The following is an 18,693-nucleotide window of genomic DNA, read 5'->3' as shown; positions in this document are numbered from 1 at the left end:
ATGCCAGCCGAACCTGGCTCCTCGAAAATCTACGAGAACAAGCACGACGAGGTCAACTACTTCCTTAGCCGCAAGGAGGCCTCCGGCCGCAGCACTCGAACACTCAATTCGTACAGTCGCGTCCTCCGTGAGTTCTTCCACGACCAGTTCCCCGACCTCGAACCCGGCGAGGTCGAGATTCGCCACGTCGAAGACTACCTAATGGCGCTCACGAAACGGGATGTCTCCCAAAACTCGAAAAAGAAGTATCTCGAAGTCCTTTCCAGCTTCTACAACTACACCCTGAAACGCCCCCAATTCGAGGATATCACCAGCAATCCTGCCGCGGTCGTAATGGAGGAAATTCCCCGAATTCGTCCAGACCGTCCCGATTGCGCGACGTGGGAGAACGCCTGCAAACTCATCAACGCTATCCCCGACCCGAGAGACAAGACCGTCGCCATCATCCTCGCCAAAACCGGCGCTCGACTACTAGAAGTCCTCTCCATCGAAAAGGACGACGTCGACCTCGAGAAGGGATTCATTCGACTCCGAGAGCGAAAGGGCGGCAAACAGACTGTCGTCCCCATCGATGATGAGACAATCTACGCTATCAATCGCTACCAGTTCATCAATGTCGATTCTGATTCGCCCTACCTCTTCACGAGCAACAAAGGAGGACGCCTCAGTAAAGAGCGGATTCGACGGGAAGTAAAGGAAGCTGCCGACCGCGCCGGTGTCGCCCCCAAGGAGGAACGGCGGTTCGAGAAGAAATTCACCCCTCACACCTTCCGAACGGTATTCACGACCCTGATGCGGAAACAGGGGATGAAGCCGTACATTCTGAAATACATCCGTGGGGACGCCAAGACCGAGACGATGGATATCTACACTCGCGTTGACCGGGATGAAGCGAAAGAAGAGTACCTGAACTGCATCAAGGAAATCGGACTGTAGAGGGCAGAAGCATGGTCGAAGTCATCATCTACAGAGACCCGTGGGAGGACCCCGAGGAGGTAGCCCGAGTTACCATCGAGGGAGAGGTGATAGGCGAGACATCGACGGCTGAATCCCTTCGAGAGCGAATTAGTGACGATAACGACCCAATCATCAGCGAGTACACCGATGGCCGGGAACTCCTCCGCTACATTGCTTCGTCATACTCGAACGGCTACGTTATGGCAGGCTACGATAGTGAAGAATCCCAGCGAATCGTTGAGGACCTGAGCGATGAAGCATATCGGGACTGGGTTCGGGATACTGGGCTCGACACTCGACTCTGAATCTCGAAGACTGTACGCTGATGGTAGTCTCTCAACTGCTCACACATTTCTGAGCGAATCGAATAGATTGACTCTCGGTCGTCCTTGAACGGCTCTCTCCCCTCGATAGGTAACACTCAGTCGCTATGCTGACTTGGACCGTGGAGTACCGAGATTTTCTCTATCAATCAATGGATGTCCCCTGGTGTGCGTGATTGCTCTAGAGAACGGGTTGTTGTTCTCGATGATGACTGATATTCGATTGATGGTGGTCGCGTTCTCCATCCTCTCAGCTTGGACCTCTACGCCATCTCAAACCAAGAGAGGCTGAATCAGTCCGCTGCTCGGGAGTCTTATGATGGAACAGGGCGATTACTGAATACGGTGATTCGACGTGGCATTGCTCTTTCTGGGACTCAACGAAGACCGAGACGGCTGGGACGTCCTTGGGAAGGTAGTTGATGGCGAGATAGTCGAGGACCCGACCGGCGAGCTTGAGGAGACCGTACAAGGGGCGTACGATTTGGATGATGAAGACCACCTGAGGCGAGCGTTCAATAATCACTACATCAACGCCGTCCCGCTGGCCGAAGAGGAGGTGTAGACCGATGCAGATTCTTTTTCAGATGTACCACGCTGGCGAGCTACACGACCTCGGAATTATCGAAGACGGTGACGTAGTCGAGAGCATTGAGGAGGGGTTTGAGGATTGGATTCGTTGGGAGCTGAGTCAACCAACAACCCCTAACATTGCTGACCCTGAGGGAATTCTGGAAGCGTATGAGGGACCGAATCTAATCGCGATGCGCGTCGACGAGTGACTATCCCTGATATAGTATAAATAGAGGAACCCACAGACACGCACCTTCAGAAACGTTCTCTCGTGTGTTCTCCGCATCTGTACGGGATATCCACGGTGTACAGTATCTAGAGAGTAGAGTTATTATCGTGTCACAGTCACCGAGAGACTAGATTCGATGCCTAAAAGCAACGGAGGCGGAATCCTGTTTGAGACGTTTGTCAATGTCGTTAGGGCATTCGGCGAGCTTGATGGTGAAGCTAGAACGAAGGAGATAGTCGAATCAGAGCACACGACTCGAGGAGACCGTCAAGTCCTGAACGTGCTCCAAGAACTCCAGCGGATGGGATACACTAGATATGAGCAGCGCGGGATGAACAAATACTGGATAGCAGACAAGCGGGAGCTAGACGCGTTCTATATAAAGGAAAAAGAGTATCTAGACGAGCTACTGGAGAATGAGGAATGGACTGAGCAAAAGAGAGAACATATGTTACGCAAGCTCAGAAACAATTCTAGTCCCGAATCAGAGTGAGGAGAGTCATAGAAGCAAGGTGTACGAGTCCCCCTCTTTCTAGACTATTATAATAATATAACTATGCATTTCGTCACCTCGGCGCAGTATACCGGTTTACTGGATATGGCGAGTTCCAGTTTCTAGAAAGTGCGTTCCCACGTTCTGATTAGTGCAGATATCGCGCGGGAGCACCCACATTTAAAATGCAGAGTTAAATCCAGGAATTTTTCTTACATTATGAGTTTGTAACCTTTGGAGTAGAGGTGAGGGGCATTCCAAAGGTTACAAGCGAATATCCAAACGTTTGGGTTGCAAAAGCGCCGCAATACTTATACAATTGTGTGTTTAACAAGTTTCGCTATGATTTCCATAGTAATTCAATGCTGCTGGCCGCATCGCACGGTACCCACCTCAGACAGGAGGGCCGAATAGTGCACAAGTCACGGTGGGACCGCTATCTCATCCGTCGGTGGACGCAGATACAGACCGACGGCGAGCGGCGGTACGGTGAAGACAGAGCCGACAACGACCCGGTAGAAGACGAAGAAGCAACAGTTGAGCGATTCGAGGCGAAATGTCAGGAATACCAGGAACGGGACGCGAGCGACGAGATGAGCAACGTCACAACGACGGATATCAACACGGGCGAAGAACTCCCATACTACACCTGGGTCCCGTACAAGGGCCTACGAGGAGGTCGAGGCTGGAGAAATACCCGAACCGGAGAGGTCCGCTACGAACTCAGAAAACCGGGACCGCAAGAACCCAGTATTTCGGAGGGATACCAGAAAGGGATTTGAACGGACAAGAGTAGCAACAGACACCAGGTCCGCATTCCCGTGCCGTACGGACGGTTCTTTTCTCGAATGATAGGGAACCCATGAAAGCGAAAGAACGCATTCTCTAGTCCTCTCACGGTACGCTCGTCGCCATCATAGAACTTCTCGCGTTGATTACCGTCAAAAGAATTGGTTCCTATCGCAGTCGGACTATCCCAATTTTGCTTTCCCAGGACTCCCCCGACTACCGAGCGCCATGGTGTCACCATCTCGTTCGAGGACCCCGTCTTCGATGAAGCTCTCGACGCGTTCCTTTGCGACTCCCAATTCGATTCCAGTCACATGGTGAACGTGTAATACGAGCTGATTGAAATCGAGGTCGTCGGTGTGACGATGAGTTTTCTCGGATGCTCTCTGAACGAGCCTCGGAGCATCGATAGAAATCGTGTCCTCGCCTGCCGGAAGCTTGGTGACACCGTCTCGCTCGATATTTCTAGCGAACACTAGCCACTCTGGAACTTCTTGAGGGTCGAGGTGGTCAACGCCCTCAAAATAAGTCCGCCCAGCGGCAGAGAGAATTCCATCTTCGATTGAACCCTTGACGATATAGGTTGCTGCAAGACGCGGAATCTCTTCTTTCTCGATGATGCGCTCGACGATATCAGGATAGGTGTGCGGGCCAGTCCAATTCCGCTGTTCCGGAAGAACCTCTCGCCACCAGTATTCTCGACAGGGGGCAATCATTAGAATGTCCCCCTGAGCGACCGCGATACTGCAGTCTCGAAATTCGCTCCAGCGGTCTTGATGTGATGCCAATCGTCTGTCGTGCAGTTGGTTGATTTCATGGGATGTTTCCTTACGAGCAACGCTCAGAGATTTCTCTATGTGCTGTCTGAATCCGTTAGCATCCGCTTGTTGTCGAGTCTCTGAGTTGCTCTCTTTCACGCGGTTGCAAGTCGTTCCGCAACCCATCCTACTCTATGATAGCATATACAATAAGTATTACGCCGTAATAGAATGCGAAACGGTTTGTCCAATATATGCTGATTCAGTAGCTTCATTAGACCCACCGTAATAGAATATCGCATGGCATCTGACGACGAACGAGAACGCGGCATCCTCAGCACCAAAGACCGCAACTACCTCGGCAGCGGTGCTGGAATCGCGCCGAAAAGCTCCGCAGAACGAGTTGCCCGGTCCCGAATCCGAAAGCGACTCTACAACGCATACATAGATTTCAGACTCATCAACAGCGAGTTAGAAGAACGCGACCGGAGAAGCGTGTTCGAGGACTTACCCGATGACCGAGATTTCCATCGAGGAATCATCGCCGCACTCGAATTCACATACCTCGCTCTAAAAGAACAGAACCTCGATTTCAAAGACTACCTGGAGGAAGCGGTCACAAACGCAGAAGAGAAGCTAGCGCGAAAGGAATCCGAAAATCGCGTCGAGGTAGATGTAGAGTTCAACATCGAAACGAGGCTCGTCCTCGATGAAACGCGAGACATCAGTGAGTACAGCGATGAGGAAATCGGTGAGCTACTGATGAACGGCGAGATTGATGGCGAAATCGCAGCCCACCTTCTGCAAGAGCGACACAGCGACGGTAAGAGCAGAGATATCGTGTAATCGATGCTGCAAGCATTAGTTCAGTACCTCTGGCAAAGATTTGCCGTAGGTCTTCATCAGTTGTCTTCTCACGCAGTCCTCACAGCATTCGATAGAAATGATTCAGGCAGGTAGAAACAGATTTTCAGCGCCGAGTACGGGGACCTCCGTACAGTCTTCGACCCTCGAAGCGTGAATCAGTCCTCAGAACTCCCCTCCTCGTAGCCAGCTTCGTATTCCTCGCGTACCGTCCTCGACGCCTTCTTTGAGACCATGATGATGCCCTTGTTGAATCGACGAATAGCGATGTAGATGTAGAGCAGGAGGAGATACGGCCAGAGAAATAGTCCGATGACCGCATAGACGACGAGTTTGAGGAATCGGTACTCTATCGGGCCGATGTGGATGCCACCAATTTGGATGCCGCTTGTTTCACCTTGCTGGTCGCTGTTTGAATCAGCCATCATAGTCTCCCGGTCAAAGCCGTCGCTGCTTACTAGCGACGACAGTAGGACCTATTCAGAGAGACGGCTGAAACAAATATCAAACTACTTACTTCAATCTCGAGCTTGGCTTCTGGACGTCCCTTTGGAATGGGAATGCAAGTCACAAGCAAAGAAGAGAATATTTGTGCTTTGAATGTAGTCAGGAAAACATGACCGACGACCCAGAGGATATTCCTGACCCCGTTAAACCAACCACCCTCCAGAAGCTCCTACGAGCATATACGCCCGAAGATAAGCAGGTCGGTGGTGAGTCAGCGGACTATCTTAAACTTCAGATTGACAATACCATTCGAGTTGTTTGGCAGGAGGCGATGAAGAAGTCTGAGGAACGTGACGCGAAACGAGTTGAAGAACAGGACGTCCGTGCTGCATTCAACGAGATATTCTATCCATACACGCTCTTAGAAGAGGCAGCGACGAAGATGGGAGAATACCAACTAGAGCTTCGACGTACTGCGAACCGGTCTCCCATCCTTGACTTGGAGGTCGACGAGGATGAGTAGCGACCCAAATCTGTTCTTTTTCAGAGACGGATATACGAATGCCGAGATGCGGTCTCGGATAAACGTTGACCATTTCCGAACCGACGGTAATTCGCTCGTTGAGTCCATCCTGGAAAAAGCAGGACTAGAGCGAGACGTTATACTTGAAAACCGGAAGTCCGAATTCCTCTCCAAAATCAAATCGTAGTTGGATAGCGTGACCAGGATTCACCGGCCAGTGATGCCTCTCATCCTAATCTGAGTTCTTGCCCACCGAGGATGGACTGGAGCTGTTCAGGCGGATCAAGTCCTCGTCGTTTCCACGTGGCTAACATGGTCGTAATCGTCTCGTGAATCTGGACCCCTTCGGCTGAGCGGAGGGTCCGGAACATCTTCCGCAGCACAACTTGCTCGCGCAGAGCGCGCTCTGCGCGATTATTCGTCGAATCGACGTCTGGCTCTGTAACGAACGTCAGCCAGTGCCCTAACCCGTTCCTGATCTTCTCGATCAGCTTCTTGACCTCCTGTGCCTCGTAGTCTTCCCTGATCAGGCCTTCCAGATGTAACGACGCCTCCGCCCGCTTTTGCTCGCGGGCGGAGGCGGACGGATCCTCCTCGTCGAACGCCGTTAAATCGTCATGGAGAGCGTGTAACTCCTCAGACAACCTCTCTGCTTCCTCGTACCGTTCAGCAACGTACTCCGCCTCCCGCAACAGATGTGCCCAGCACCGCTGGAGCTTCGTGTGATAGCTCGGATACGCTGACCAACCGTCACAGCTGAGCGTTGAGTCCTCGGCGAAGTCCTCGCCGAGGACGTCCTCTAACACCTGACTTCCACGACTCTCATCAACCCAGAACAGCACTTCTTCGTCAGTAACGAACGTCCACGCCCAGTGTTGCTCTCCGTCAACAGGAAATCCCGTTTCATCGCAGTAGACGACGTCACTTTCCTGAATACGGGCTTTGACATCGTCATACGCGGGTCGCAGCCGGTCTGCGACCCGCTTGGTCAGGTTGTAGATCGTCCGATGAGAGATGGGTGTATCGAGTTCCCAGTCAAACAGCTCCGCCTGTTTACGGTTTGGAAGTCGCTGATGGAACCTACCGAGGGCGGTTTGGGCCATGATATTTGGCCCAAACCGCCCGGTTTCCGGGCAGTCTGGATGTTCAGCAACGACTTCGTTTCCACAGGAACAGCGGTGTTTGCCGAGTTCGTACTCGACGACAGTGGTTGGAATAGGGAGAGGTATGTCGATAATCGTCCGTGAGATGTAGCTGTCCGGGTTAGAGAGGATTTGCTCACAGTCTGGGCAATATCCCTGATCGACTCGAATAGTCTCCTCTGGTTCCGGAGGCGGTCGAGTTGTTCCTTCGTGACCTTCGTCACGTCCTGGAGAGGAGCCGCTGGCGGCGTCAGCGTCGCCGCCAGCGTCGTCCCCTTGGTCTTCGTTCTCTTCCTCGTCGCTGTCATCGTTGCCAGGTGATCCAGCCACGCCACCCTGCTTACTGGGAGGTGTGTTTGGGTTTTCGTACCGCTTGAGGCGAGCCTCAAGTTGTTCGATCTGCTGTTGTTTTGCAGTGATCTGACGACGAAGAAGTCGGTTCTCAAGCTCTTTGACGACGAGTTGCTGGCGGAGATGCGTACTGTTCTCGGTGCGGATCGTGGAATCTATCGATTCCAGCGATCCGCTAACCCCCAGCGACACACTTGATTCACCATTGAGAGACCATTCATGAGACTGCTACGAAATCGGTCTGACGGCAAATCGCTATCCAACTACAAGAACTCGTCTATCCAAGGCTCATCTTGCAGGGTCGCTGAACTCATTCCCCCTCAGCGTTCATCCTGCTCTTTGGTATGCTAACTGTTCTATCTGTACTTCCGAGGTTTAGATTCGACAGTTGGTTTTCGGTCACAGAACGCCTCAGATGAGGTATGACGAACAACGTGACACGCAGTCAGGCCGAAGGACTACAGTTTCTCAGTGGCTACCGTTCAGCATTCACGACTCGGGTAGATGGATCGACATCGCCGAAAAACGAACGGACATGGCTGAACGCAGGCCGGTACTTCCGGGGCCTGCTGTGCCCCGGAAGTCCCAACACCATCACCGACATCGCCAAGAAAATGCACACCGATCGGGAACGGCTCGAACGGTTTGTCCGTGAGAGTCCATGGGAACACGAACACGTCGAGGCTGAGCTTCGGGAACGCGTTCCCAAAGCGATCCAAGGGCACGAAGCTGCACTGATCGTCGATGGTATGGGCATCCCGAAGACGGGACAGGACAGTGTTGGCGTCGCTCGTCAGTGGTGTGGTGTGACTGGAAAACTTGACAACTGCCAGGTGACGGTCAACTGCACGCTCGCCAGACCTGGCGAGCGGCAGAATGCTGACCAACTTACCTGGCCACTGGGGATGCGATTGTTCCTGTCCCAAAAGTGGACTGGCGACGACGATGCAGACTACGAGAGCCAGCAAGAACGAGAACGCTGCGCTCAGCGGCGGAAAAACACAGCTGTCTCCGCCGACATCAAACACCAGTCGAAGCCTGAGCTAGCCCTGGAACTCGTCGAACAGGCAGTCTCAACCGAGATTGATCACGGCTGTGTCGTTGCTGACAGATTCTTCGGCGAAGCCCGGAGTTTCAGACGGAAACTCCGGGCGATTTCTGAGCTATATGTCTTGGAAGTGTCGCTGACGGAGTTCCGGACCGTTTCTGAGGACACCGACCTTATCCATCCAGACGCGCATCCCAATCGGAAGCACGCTGCTCATCCCTCTGAGTTGTTCTTAGAGTTCCACTCCCAGTCACTACTGATTCCGCCGTTCTTTTTATCAATCATCTCATCCTGTAGAACCCGGTCGCTAACCGTTAACTGTGGCGTTAAACCTCGGAAGTACAGCTATGACACCCTCACCAGTAATAGAAAAGATTTTTTTGATGAAAATAGAATCCCTCAGTAGAAACTCCAACTCATGTCACTACTACGGCTTGCGATCGTCCTTTCGAGCGGGCTTTTCACCGCTGGGCTCGGATATCTGATCCGGTATCGCGGGATGGTTCACCTCATCGCCGGCTACGATCCGGAGGAGGTCGTCGACGAAACAGGGATGGCGAGGTTTATCGGCGGACTCATAATCGCCGTCGGAGCCGTCACCGCGGTCGTCGGTGTCTTGGATTATCTGGAGCGAGGTGGGGATTTCCTCTGGCACGCATTCGGTGTGTTCATTATCGTCGCTATGGCCGTGATGATCGTCGGATCGAACCGCTATACGCGATAGCGGTCGTCACGCGCTGATAGCCATCTGTGCAACGAGAACGTCCTCGCAGCAACGGTCTTCGGATGCTCCTGTCTCGCTCGCAGTGTCCTGTTCGGCACCTGCAACACCGATCGTTCCGAGGGCTCCTATCAGTGCGGTTGATCGCAGTACATCTCGGCGACGAAGGAAATCTTTGCTGTGCATACTGTCTGACTCCACCGCTATCTTGGACTGACCCCCTATTATAATTTTTGCAATTATAAGTGCTTGGGAAAGTCTCCAGAGGTGGGGTCAGGGCGACTCGCATCGGGCGCGTATCCGAGCGATACATAGAGATCCGGGCATCGGACGATCCCCGGTTCGTCGCGCAGACAGTTCCGACGCGTATTCGCACGTCCCCATTGAGCGAGAGGGCCTTCAGTTCCGCGGATCGAGAACGGTATCGTCGGACTCTCGTGGTTGTGTCACCACTTGTTATCCATCGCCAGTGCGCCGTACCGCTTTACCCACGTCCGCTATCGCTCGTTCCGTAACTGTCGTGGAATCAGCCCTGAACAGATGATCGACCCCCGAATAACACTTGCAAGTAGCCCTCGGAACACCGGTCTTCCAGCGCTGAAAGTCCAGTTCTGGTGAAACGTGTTCGTCCGAGTCACCCTGCAGCACGGTCAGCGGCAGGTCCATGTCGCAGGCGATCGAAACTGGATCGTACCCGTCGAGGCTTCGCCAGAACGAGCCGGGGAACCCTAACACGATTTCGCCAGGTTCGACGGCGTTGTCCGTGATCCGTTCGACACCGGTCCGTACTTGTTCCGGAACGGTTCCGTCCTCTCGCCGACACTGATCTTCGATGAGAGCGGGTAACGGCCGCGCATTCGCCGCGAGCGTAACCATCCCGACGGCATCAGAACTCTCCAAGGCGATCCACGGGGCGAGCATTCCACCGAGACTGTGTCCAATAAGCGTGACGGGCACGTTGGCGATCGAATTGAGTTCGTTGAGCGCAGCTTTCGCGTCCTCGACGACGACCCGTTCGACCGTCTGTTCGGCGGGCGCGATGGAACGGACTGTAGTTCGTTTATCATACCGGAGCGTCGGCACACCCGCTGACGCGAGTCCGCGAGCCACGTCTCGAAGTGGTTTACTCTCACCGACAGTTCCGTCTCGGTCCAGTGGCCCCGTGCCGTGGACGAGAACGGCAGCCCCGCCTCCGATCTCGTCCGGCATCGCAAGCGTTCCGAGAAGTCCGTCCGCAGCCGTACCGATCGTTACCTCGCGTTCGGAAAACTCGTCGTGGTCGACGTACTCCGGATCCGCGACCGACTGGGACTCCCAGTTGAGATACTGTAGTCCGGCGACGCGATCGCCATCGAGAACGATTCTGAGACGTCTCCATCCGCTCGAAAACTGCAATTCAACGACGTCTGCCTGGTGTCCCCTGACGGTCGTCTGTGTCGAAGAACCGATACGGACGAACGGGCCGAGCTGGGTTTCGAACGTGTGCCAGTCTTCGCCGAGATCCCCGGCGGAGTATGCGTTTGCGAGTTCCGTCGTACAGACTCGTTCCGCTCGCTCGAACTCCGCGTTCGTTAGCGCTTCGAGAAACTCCCGGCTCGGCTCGCGCATCATCAATCGGCGTCCGCCGCCTGGGAGATCCGATCGAGACGCTCCAGGACTTGCTGTTCGTGGTCGACGAGCGACTGGGCGTCCCTTTGCATCGTCTCGCTCAGGAAGAGATCCTCGTGGACGAGTTGCTGTTTGTTGGTTCGGATGTACTCCAGAAGCTTCTCCCGGTGTTCTCCGAGCAGATCGTTACACGCGTGACAGATCCCACTGTAGTCGCCCTCTACACCGATGCGTTCCAGCAGCTGCTGTGGACCGACGTTGTGTACCAGCCAGTAAAGGAGGTTCTCCTGACTCCGCTGTACGATATCCGGAAGAGACTGTTCGTCCAGACTTCCCAACGTCAGGTCAGGAACGTACCATTGTGCGTGGCCACAACACGCCTTCACCGTTCCATCAGGATGTACCGAAATCGTACTGATAACGTCGGAACACCCGGAATCGACGTCGTTTCGAGCAGTGAGTTCGGAGACGTCGATCTGTGCCCCCCGCCCGAGCGGGGAGACGGTATCCTCGAGAACGGTCAATTCGTCCGAATAGGCGTCCGGATGCGTTCCGAGCCGTCGTTCGAGCAGTTTGACCATTGCCTCGGCATCGTATCTTGGATTGGTGTCGCCGATAATCATCGCAACCGACGTCTGCTCGATGTCGCTTTCGAGTGACGCTTCGACGAAGTTCACGATGTTATCGGGGGGCGCATAATCGGTGTGGAAATCGTCGTAGCTCGTGTTGATTTCGTCGAGACCCGCATCGACGAGCCGATCGATCGTCTCGCGGGCCCTCTCGATATCGTGCGCCCACCACGCGTTCGTGACGATCCGTGTCCGATAGCCGCACTCGCTGGCCTGCGAAATAGCATCGAGCAACTTGTCGAAATGAAGCGTCACCTCCCCGCCCGTAAATACGACCAGCTGAAGACTTTCCAGAGAGTCGGCCTCTGACAGTGCCTTGTCAATATACCGGTCGTCCAGTTCGTACTCCGTTTCGGGACTGCTTCCCACGCTACAGTGGCCACACTCGAAATTGCACTTGTAGTCGAGGAACATCGACAGGGTCGAAACCTGCATCGTTACGTCACCCCCACGTACGTCTCCACGGCAACGGCTGCTGCCGCTGTGTGAACCGCTCCGACCGTGTTGTATACAGCAGCGGCAACTACGGCGACACACCCGGCCGCGACCGTACACATCGCAGGACCGGGGTAGTCGACATCCGCGTGCTGGGCCAAGATATCTTCCTCTTCCATCTTCCGGACTCGAGAGTTGACCCTGATTATCGTCTCCATCTGTGTTTCCGTCAGCGTGTGTTCCGACGAGTCGTTACGAAGCGCATGACGCTTATGTCTCTCGAGGAATGGGAGATTTTCCTCGGTAATGAGGCTGTCTTTTACTTCCCGTTTCAACTCATCGAGATCCGATCGACTGACGACGTCCCGTCCCAGTTCCTCGACCAGTTCCGGTGTGAAAACACCGTCCATGTACGTCACCATATTGGTTAGCAGCACTTCCTTCGGATCCAGCCCGATCTGGAAGTCAGTGTCGTGTGCGACGCTGTTTTCGTGATCTATCGCAGCTGCAGCCTCTACTGCATCCATGAACTGAAATGTATATCAATAATAAATAAATTTTTATATGACACTCGACTTCGCATGTTTAAGTAGGGTCATGCTGTAGTCAGTGACAAGGACGATGATGTCGATCACGGATCATCTGTCAGCCACTGATCTACTGGACGAGTTTGACTCTCTGTCGTACCACCAAACACAGCACGCGAAAAACTATGTCACAGATCTTGCTGCCGTAATGGTCAAGATTGCTCTATTAAAAATGCGGTACGGCGGTCCGATCATAGCTTCTTAGCGGTCTTTTTGATGTTGTGGAGAGCGAACATGAGGACGATCTCACGGAACTGACGGTACCAGAACCGCGAACGCAAGGCGGAGTGATTAGCGCAACGGATGAATACGTAGCCAGCGTGTTGCCTTGTTTTGCCGCCGATTGACGGCAACTTCAGACGTTCTCACAGGAAGGTTCCGTCAGATTAACCGGGAAATGGACGCCGTCTGGCGATATGGCATCGCTCAGACGACTAGCGCGAATGTGTCGAGACCTTGCCAAACAGCACGTTGACGATCCGGACGTACCCGCCGCGCCGGATGGCGCGGACGGGTACGCCAAGTGGACACAGATCGCGTTAATTCTGTTCCGCGTCGAACTGGAGAAGAGCCTCCGTGAGACTGAAGACTACCTCAACGAGATGCCAGGTGTTCTTGCTGTGTTCGATCTCGACGAGGCACCGCACTACAGCTCGTTCTGTCGGTGGGAGCAGGAGTATCAGATGCGTGAACTGCGCCGCCTGCTCCGCGCTTCGGCGGAGCAGGCGGGCTGGAGTGGTGAAGCTGCGATTGATGCAAGTGGCTTCCAGCGCGATCAAACCAGCTACCACTACCGCGACCGAGCGAACTACTCATTCCAGTCGATGAAGACAACGATCTTGATCGACGTGAACTCACTGGCGATCAAGGACGTTCATTTTACGACGCAGAAGGCCTGGGACGGCCACATCGGGATGCAGGTCTTCCGCCGGAACGCGGAAGACCTGCGTGTGTTGTCTGCTGACGCGAACTACTCGTGGAGCGACCTCCGTGAGGAGTGTCGCTCCGAGTCAACGCGACCGTTGATCAAGCACAGGGAGCAGACACCGTTGCAGAAGGCCCACAACGAACGAATGAACGATGACTACAACCAGCGCTGGATGAGTGAAACCGGCTTCTCGCAGTTGAAGCAAGACGACGGCGAGAAGCTCCGCTCCCGGAGCTGGCACGGCCAGTTCCGGGAGCTAACTCGCAAGTGCATCGTGCATAACCTAACGCAGGCGGCGAGTTAGGGCTCGCCGCCTGCTCCCCTTTTCCGGACGTATCCGGGAGAGGCATCGCCGTCGTCACCGGAACAACGGAGCAAGGTACCATAGTTTTGACTCATCAGCAATCGCTGTGACTGACAGCTACTGCATCTTCTGAGGTCGAAAAGCCGTCTCTAACGTCGTGAAATTGTAGATCAGCAACCCCACCCCGATGCCGTCTTGCGTTCAACAAGGCACAGCGTGTTCTCCATGATGGCGGGAGCACGTCGGTTTGAGATCGTTGAGCATCTGACGAATACGGAGTTGAACCAAGCAATCGAGGAGGCACAGAAGGTGGACGAGACGCGTCTCGTCCGGCGACTCTGTTTCGTCAAAAACCTGTACGACGGGAAGACTCAACAGCAGGCGGGTGAAGCTGTGGGCGTTTCTCAGCTAACGAGTAGCCGCTGGGCACGCGAGTGGAATGAGAGGGGTGTTGAGGGGCTACGCCCACGCTTCGGCGGTGGACGGCTGCCGAAGCTCACCCCTACCCAGTGAGCTGATATCTGTACCACTCTTGAGGACGGCCAACCGTGGACACCACGCGAGATTCACGCACTCATCAAAGACCGCTACGACGTTACCTACCACCCAACTCATCTCGCTCGGAAGCTTCGGACTTCTGGAATGCACTACGCGAAGCCACGGCCAATGGATCTCCGAAGCTCGGAGAACGCCGAGGAGATTCTCGCCGAGCGCCTCGACCAGGCGCTCGGCTCGGACGATTCTGAGTCCGAAGAAGACGATCCTGCCGTGTTCGGATTCTTTCGATGAAGCGTGGCCACAGCCGTTCGAGAACTCTCAGCGAATGTGGTCGTATGACCGTACCGTCCAGATAGAGAAACCGCTAGTAGCAGTGCCGTGGCGGTTGATCGGCTTCTACGCGCTGACTGGCAAAAGCGAGATCACGTACAAAGAGCGGCTGGTCAAGGAGACGATCGCCGAGGCGCTCGAAGAGATCCGCGAGGTCGGATTCTGCTCGTGGCCGACAACTATGGCTCTCATCACGCAAAACTCACTCAACAACGGGCCGACGAACTCGGCATCGAGTTCGTCTCATCCCGCCGTACTCATCGACATTGAACGCAATCGAACCGCTGTGGAAAGACGTCAAACGCGAGATTTCACCGACCATCTTCGAGGACAAAGATCACTTCCGCCAGTTCCTTACCAAGACGTTTCTCCGGCTGAGTCACCGACTGAGTTTTGCTGGTGATTGGAGTGAGACCTTCCTTCCCGATATTCAGGTGTTACAGTGATCACTTAGGCTTGCGTTCGCTTCGTCGTCGAGTAGGACGTCTCTGCCATCCACCGTTGCGTGTAGCTGTTCGTCTGGTTGAGCGCGTTGTGTGCTACAGCCATCGGTTTCGATCCACGATGATGAACACGATAATCGAGATCGTATGCGGACAGCTCGTATTCGGTGTGCCAGTCTTGGAAGCCGTTGTCGGCGACGACGGCCCGCAGGTCGTCCGCGTTCCGGCGGACGACCCGCGGGCCAGCCTTCGTATCGTGTTCACGCTCGATAAAACAATGCACGTCCAGCACCGCCAATGACTCTGTATCGGTTAGTGTCGTTGCTTTGACTGTCGTGACCGACCGGCTCTGCCGTTGGAGGTAGTACTGTGAAGCTTGGTCACGTTCGAAGAACGTACTGTCCAAAGCGACGTGTCCAGACGGGCGGAGTTGCTGCGCAGAGACGCGCAGCAACGCCCGCCACACGTACATCGCGTATCGGTCTAGAGAGTGGTGGAACGTCGTTGGATCAGACAACGCCTCGGGATGAATGCCGAGGCGATCGCACACCTCCGGCATAAGTCCGAGTCGGTCAACAAGTTCAGTGAACGTGTTGCCTTCTTCCTTCCGAATACAATGAGAGACGATGTGTGCTTCGTGGGGAAGCCCGCCTGACTCGGACTTCCCCGCATGATTCCCCAACGCTTGTTTTGCTACTCGTAGTGCCTTCTCAACGAGGTCAAGGAGTGCGACTGTCATAATCGGCTTCTTGACCTCGTTCTCTCAAATCAGTACTGACCAAACTCGACGCTGTCGGCCATTTTCAATAGAGCAGAACTCAAAATACTCAAACAACGGAACTGTTTCCGTAGCTGCTGCATTCAAAAACTCGTCGACCGAAGTAACGTCTTGCAGGATTGCGGTTGTGCTGGACACACTTTCCGCACCCTGCTGCTTCGTACGTGACGCGTTCTATGACACGCTCTGTCCTCGGCCAACGTCTCGCTCAGGAGATCCGCGAACTGCATGGACAATTCTCACTAAGGCCTCCTCGTTGCTCAAACCCACTCAACTAGACAGAGCCACTGATACTTAAATCACTGAGCAGCTGTAATTATATTATATTGTCATATAACATACTAACTCGTTCACATTTCAATAGATATATGGAACATACATCAGGATTGGTAATCAAGTATGGGTGCCTCTTACGGCTAGATTTACACTTATATGGTTGTAATGATAATTGTTTTGATGGCATAATTATAAATGCATAAATAGTTATTCCCATGTGTTAATTATAGATCCAGGCACTGTCTAGTTGAGTAGATCCTCAGCTAGCGTTCGGCCATCAAGCGCTTGATTTGGCCGATCGTGGTTATAGTGGTGTCTGAAGCGTCTAAGCCAGCGACGTACGCTAGCTGGACTGCCTTGCCAGAAGGAATGAAAGCGGTCGATCCGCATTGAGACGGTCCGAAACCAGCTCGACGAAGGTTTTGTCCCCCGTTCTCTACGGTGACGTGATCGCGCGGGCTGACAGAGACGTGACCGTACTAAGCGGCGATGACATCGTCGCGTCTCTCGCAGAGCGACTGGACCCAACCCGCGTTAGAGTGTGTTGTACTGTACCCGGTGTGCCTATCGCCGACGGTGAAGTCATCGACCAGATCGAATCCTTCGACACGGTGTCGGACATCCTCACCGAGACCGACACGACCGATGTCGCAGGTGGCATGAGCAAGAAGATGAAATCGCTGCTCGCAGTCGACGAACCGTTCCATGTGTTTGGTCCTGACGCATTAAACGACTTCCTTACCGGCGGATCGCCGGAAACACGTCTCGAGTAACCGCCGGACCGCAGGGTGCGGCTGAAGTGGCTTTACCCTACTGTTTCTGCTGCTGACTGTCTGCCGTTCTGTTTTCAACCGCTCTCTCGCTCGTTTGGTTAAGGACCATTGGTCTTTAGTTAAGCTTCAGTCCTCGGTTGTGTAGCGGTAGAGAGCCTCTCTTGGAGTATCGGTCGTTGTTGGTGTATCTTCTGAGCTTCGTCGATCAACCGTTCCAGCAACGGTGGCGGAGAGTAGCCAAGGTGTTCACTGAGTTCGTGAAGGATGAGCTGGGCGTGCGACCGGAAGGTCGCCGCCCAGCGTTCTGGTGGAAACACGAGATCATCATCTGCCTGCTCGGTGACCAGATCCAACAGATCACGGCTGACCAGCAGTGACAGCAACGCCGCGTACAGCAGTATCTCAACGACGTGCTTCTTGCTCGTGGTGAACTCGTCCAACGAGTATTGCGTCTTGAGTTCGCGGAATAACAACTCAACCTCCCATCTGCAGCGGTAGATCGTCGCTAGATCTGCCGGTAAGAACTCTTCTCGCGGGAGATTCGTAATATATAGATGATAGTCGTCGGCGTCCTCGTTGCGGACGCCGACGACACGGAACGTCTTCGTGTCCCACGACTGCGTCCCTGCATACTCTCTGCGCTGGAATTCTGCTTCGACCTCGACATCGATATACTGCCGATAGAGGTCATCAACCACGTCGTGGATTTTCTCACCCTCCAAGGGAATGGCGTCGCCACGCCATTCCCGTAATTCTCCGGTTATCACCGGGTTCACGTTTGATTTGAGCCGACTCACGAAGTAGCCGTCATTCTCGTCGATCAGTGCGAAACGGCGGTACTTGATACTCACAGACATAAGTACGTAAAGACATCTGGCACGTTGATCTCGTCCAGTGCACAGAGAGCAGCATCACGAAGTTCGTCAAGCGTTTCGAATAGGCGGTTGCCGAGTGATTGATCGAGTTGTCGCCAGCACTCTTCCGCGGGGTTCAGCTCTGGTGAACCCCGCGGAAGGTAACACAGTTCGATCGGAGTACCTTCAACGAACTCTTGGACTCTGTTCGCCGTGAAATACGAGGCGTTGTCGAGGACAACGCAGATTTTCTCGCCGAACTCGGTCTGGAGAGCGTCCAGAAAACGAATCGTCGTGTCGCTGTTGAAGTTCTCTTCGCAGGGGAGAAAGAACGTCTCATCAGTATCGCTGACTGCACCGAGAAGTTTGATGCTGTCCCACGCGCCCGTCACCGGGAGTGACGGGCGCTCACCCTTGGGAAACCATGCGTGAATCAGTGTCGAGAGAACCTGTCGCGTCTGATCAATGGCTAAGATCGTGTATTCGTCGTCCAGGTTGTCGCGCTTTTTTTGAACCCGTCTTGCCATGCTTCCTGTGCTCTCTCATCGGATTTGTGAAACTCCGGCCGGGCTGTCTTCCAGGACAGCCCGGCCTCGGTCATCAATCGTCGAACGTGACGCTCACTGTACTCAACGTCGAATTCCTCGGCGAGATAGTGACGAGCTAGTGGAACGGACCACGCAGGCGCGTCAAGTCCAACTTCCTCTGGAGACTTGTGAAGCGCTTCAACGAACTGTTCATGTTCTTTGTCGGAGAGTTTTGAGGGCCTTCCTGAACGGTGCTCGTCGTAGACGACCTCCTCGAACGGCTCGTCGGCGAGCCGTTCGAGTCGATCAAGCCACCGCGAGAGCCAGCCAGCAGTGTATCCATAGCGTTCAGCGACCTCTTGTAGCGTTGCACCGTCTTCTTCAAGGTAATTGATCGCCGCCATGAGCCGTTGTGATGGCTTTTTTCCCTCGACCTCCGCCAAGACCTGGCGGAGGTCTTCGGTAGAGACGTTGTCGAGAGAGGTCATATCGGAGTAACGTGCTT

At 54.2% G+C, this 18,693-nt stretch carries 22 protein-coding genes and 6 pseudogenes; 16 read left to right on the top strand and 12 right to left on the bottom strand.

Annotated features, from left to right (window positions below; genetic code table 11):
* From xerA to MU558_RS04665, 6 genes are all read left to right on the top strand, one after another.
* Positions 1-936, top strand: coding sequence for a site-specific tyrosine recombinase/integron integrase (gene xerA / locus MU558_RS04690; protein WP_246972347.1), 936 nt, complete (start codon positions 1-3; stop codon positions 934-936).
* 11 nt (positions 937-947) lie between these two features.
* Complete coding sequence (locus MU558_RS04685; RefSeq protein WP_246972345.1) at positions 948-1,262, top strand: hypothetical protein; 315 nt, start codon at positions 948-950, stop codon at positions 1,260-1,262.
* A gap of 373 nt (positions 1,263-1,635) precedes the next feature.
* Complete coding sequence (locus MU558_RS04680; RefSeq protein WP_246972343.1) at positions 1,636-1,845, top strand: hypothetical protein; 210 nt, start codon at positions 1,636-1,638, stop codon at positions 1,843-1,845.
* Between the two features lie 4 nt (positions 1,846-1,849).
* Positions 1,850-2,062, top strand: a complete 213-nt coding sequence (locus MU558_RS04675) for a hypothetical protein (RefSeq protein ID WP_246972341.1) — start codon at positions 1,850-1,852, stop codon at positions 2,060-2,062.
* 156 nt (positions 2,063-2,218) lie between these two features.
* Positions 2,219-2,575, top strand: coding sequence for a hypothetical protein (locus MU558_RS04670; protein ID WP_246972339.1), 357 nt, complete (start codon positions 2,219-2,221; stop codon positions 2,573-2,575).
* Positions 2,576-2,937: 362 nt separating this feature from the next.
* Positions 2,938-3,357, top strand: a complete 420-nt coding sequence (locus MU558_RS04665; protein ID WP_246972337.1) for a hypothetical protein — start codon at positions 2,938-2,940, stop codon at positions 3,355-3,357.
* A gap of 189 nt (positions 3,358-3,546) precedes the next feature.
* Here the strand turns inward: MU558_RS04665 and MU558_RS04660 are convergent, their stop codons facing one another.
* On the bottom strand, positions 3,547-4,281 hold the full coding sequence (locus MU558_RS04660) for a hypothetical protein (RefSeq protein WP_246972334.1): 735 nt from the start codon (positions 4,279-4,281) through the stop codon (positions 3,547-3,549).
* Positions 4,282-4,422: 141 nt separating this feature from the next.
* On the opposite strand from MU558_RS04660, the gene MU558_RS04655 reads away from it, so the two are divergent.
* Entirely contained in the window at positions 4,423-4,968 is a 546-nt protein-coding gene (locus MU558_RS04655) for a DUF8102 family protein (protein WP_246972332.1), read from the top strand.
* Between the two features lie 176 nt (positions 4,969-5,144).
* Here MU558_RS04655 and MU558_RS04650 read toward each other — a convergent pair whose 3' ends face one another.
* Complete coding sequence (locus tag MU558_RS04650) at positions 5,145-5,411, bottom strand: hypothetical protein (protein WP_246972330.1); 267 nt, start codon at positions 5,409-5,411, stop codon at positions 5,145-5,147.
* Positions 5,412-5,602: 191 nt separating this feature from the next.
* On the opposite strand from MU558_RS04650, the gene MU558_RS04645 reads away from it, so the two are divergent.
* On the top strand, positions 5,603-5,956 hold the full coding sequence (locus MU558_RS04645) for a hypothetical protein (RefSeq protein WP_246972329.1): 354 nt from the start codon (positions 5,603-5,605) through the stop codon (positions 5,954-5,956).
* Positions 5,957-6,183: 227 nt separating this feature from the next.
* Here the strand turns inward: MU558_RS04645 and tnpC are convergent, their stop codons facing one another.
* Positions 6,184-7,641 (bottom strand): IS66 family transposase, encoded by a 1,458-nt coding sequence (gene tnpC, locus MU558_RS04640; protein WP_246971934.1) that lies wholly within the window; start codon positions 7,639-7,641, stop codon positions 6,184-6,186.
* A 230-nt stretch (positions 7,642-7,871) separates the two neighbouring features.
* Here tnpC and MU558_RS04635 point away from each other — a divergent pair, with 230 nt between their 5' ends.
* Together MU558_RS04635 and MU558_RS04630 are read left to right on the top strand one after the other, a co-directional pair.
* Positions 7,872-8,903 (top strand): IS701 family transposase, encoded by a 1,032-nt coding sequence (locus MU558_RS04635; protein WP_246972327.1) that lies wholly within the window; start codon positions 7,872-7,874, stop codon positions 8,901-8,903.
* A 12-nt stretch (positions 8,904-8,915) separates the two neighbouring features.
* Complete coding sequence (locus MU558_RS04630; protein WP_246972325.1) at positions 8,916-9,221, top strand: DUF3784 domain-containing protein; 306 nt, start codon at positions 8,916-8,918, stop codon at positions 9,219-9,221.
* A 453-nt stretch (positions 9,222-9,674) separates the two neighbouring features.
* Here the strand turns inward: MU558_RS04630 and MU558_RS04625 are convergent, their stop codons facing one another.
* The 4 genes and pseudogenes from MU558_RS04625 to MU558_RS23310 all read right to left on the bottom strand — a co-directional run.
* Positions 9,675-10,826 (bottom strand): alpha/beta fold hydrolase, encoded by a 1,152-nt coding sequence (locus MU558_RS04625; RefSeq protein WP_246972323.1) that lies wholly within the window; start codon positions 10,824-10,826, stop codon positions 9,675-9,677.
* Positions 10,827-10,828: 2 nt separating this feature from the next.
* Positions 10,829-11,890: a radical SAM protein gene (locus tag MU558_RS04620; protein WP_246972321.1), complete on the bottom strand. Its 1,062-nt coding sequence runs from the start codon at positions 11,888-11,890 to the stop codon at positions 10,829-10,831.
* Positions 11,891-11,892: 2 nt separating this feature from the next.
* Positions 11,893-12,417, bottom strand: a complete 525-nt coding sequence (locus MU558_RS04615; RefSeq protein WP_246972319.1) for a hypothetical protein — start codon at positions 12,415-12,417, stop codon at positions 11,893-11,895.
* 251 nt (positions 12,418-12,668) lie between these two features.
* Positions 12,669-12,767, bottom strand: a pseudogene (locus tag MU558_RS23310) (IS5/IS1182 family transposase); the annotation flags it as partial.
* 126 nt (positions 12,768-12,893) lie between these two features.
* On the opposite strand from MU558_RS23310, the gene MU558_RS04610 reads away from it, so the two are divergent.
* From MU558_RS04610 to MU558_RS23385, 5 genes and pseudogenes are all read left to right on the top strand, one after another.
* Positions 12,894-13,709 (top strand): IS5 family transposase, encoded by an 816-nt coding sequence (locus tag MU558_RS04610; RefSeq protein WP_246972318.1) that lies wholly within the window; start codon positions 12,894-12,896, stop codon positions 13,707-13,709.
* A gap of 228 nt (positions 13,710-13,937) precedes the next feature.
* Positions 13,938-14,222, top strand: a complete 285-nt coding sequence (locus MU558_RS04605) for a helix-turn-helix domain-containing protein (protein ID WP_246972315.1) — start codon at positions 13,938-13,940, stop codon at positions 14,220-14,222.
* A gap of 6 nt (positions 14,223-14,228) precedes the next feature.
* A pseudogene (locus MU558_RS23390) lies at positions 14,229-14,363 on the top strand (winged helix-turn-helix domain-containing protein); the annotation flags it as partial.
* Between the two features lie 12 nt (positions 14,364-14,375).
* Positions 14,376-14,498, top strand: coding sequence for a hypothetical protein (locus MU558_RS23125; RefSeq protein WP_265781568.1), 123 nt, complete (start codon positions 14,376-14,378; stop codon positions 14,496-14,498).
* Positions 14,499-14,614: 116 nt separating this feature from the next.
* Entirely contained in the window at positions 14,615-14,983 is a 369-nt protein-coding gene (locus MU558_RS23385) for a transposase (protein WP_377071117.1), read from the top strand.
* A gap of 13 nt (positions 14,984-14,996) precedes the next feature.
* On the opposite strand, the pseudogene MU558_RS04600 reads toward MU558_RS23385, so the two are convergent.
* From MU558_RS04600 to MU558_RS04590, 3 pseudogenes are all read right to left on the bottom strand, one after another.
* Positions 14,997-15,719, bottom strand: a pseudogene (locus MU558_RS04600) (transposase); the annotation flags it as partial.
* A gap of 75 nt (positions 15,720-15,794) precedes the next feature.
* Positions 15,795-15,896: pseudogene (locus MU558_RS04595) on the bottom strand (IS5/IS1182 family transposase); the annotation flags it as partial.
* A gap of 381 nt (positions 15,897-16,277) precedes the next feature.
* Positions 16,278-16,442, bottom strand: a pseudogene (locus tag MU558_RS04590) (IS6 family transposase); the annotation flags it as partial.
* Positions 16,443-16,456: 14 nt separating this feature from the next.
* Between MU558_RS04590 and MU558_RS04585 the strand changes: the two are divergent.
* Positions 16,457-16,807: an amino acid kinase family protein gene (locus MU558_RS04585; protein WP_246972313.1), complete on the top strand. Its 351-nt coding sequence runs from the start codon at positions 16,457-16,459 to the stop codon at positions 16,805-16,807.
* 119 nt (positions 16,808-16,926) lie between these two features.
* Here MU558_RS04585 and MU558_RS04580 read toward each other — a convergent pair.
* Together MU558_RS04580 and MU558_RS04575 are read right to left on the bottom strand one after the other, a co-directional pair.
* Positions 16,927-17,649 (bottom strand): annotated as a pseudogene (locus MU558_RS04580) (IS4 family transposase); the annotation flags it as partial.
* 5 nt (positions 17,650-17,654) lie between these two features.
* Positions 17,655-18,676 (bottom strand): IS630 family transposase gene (locus MU558_RS04575; RefSeq protein WP_425607623.1). Its coding sequence is split into 2 segments (ribosomal slippage): positions 17,655-18,172 and positions 18,172-18,676, totalling 1,023 coding nucleotides; the frame shifts between segments, so codons are not numbered across the junction.
* Positions 18,677-18,693 lie beyond the last annotated feature (17 nt).

The organism is Natribaculum luteum (assembly GCF_023008545.1).
GTDB lineage: Archaea > Halobacteriota > Halobacteria > Halobacteriales > Natrialbaceae > Natribaculum > Natribaculum luteum.
This window is presented reverse-complemented; position numbering and strand designations above follow the sequence as displayed.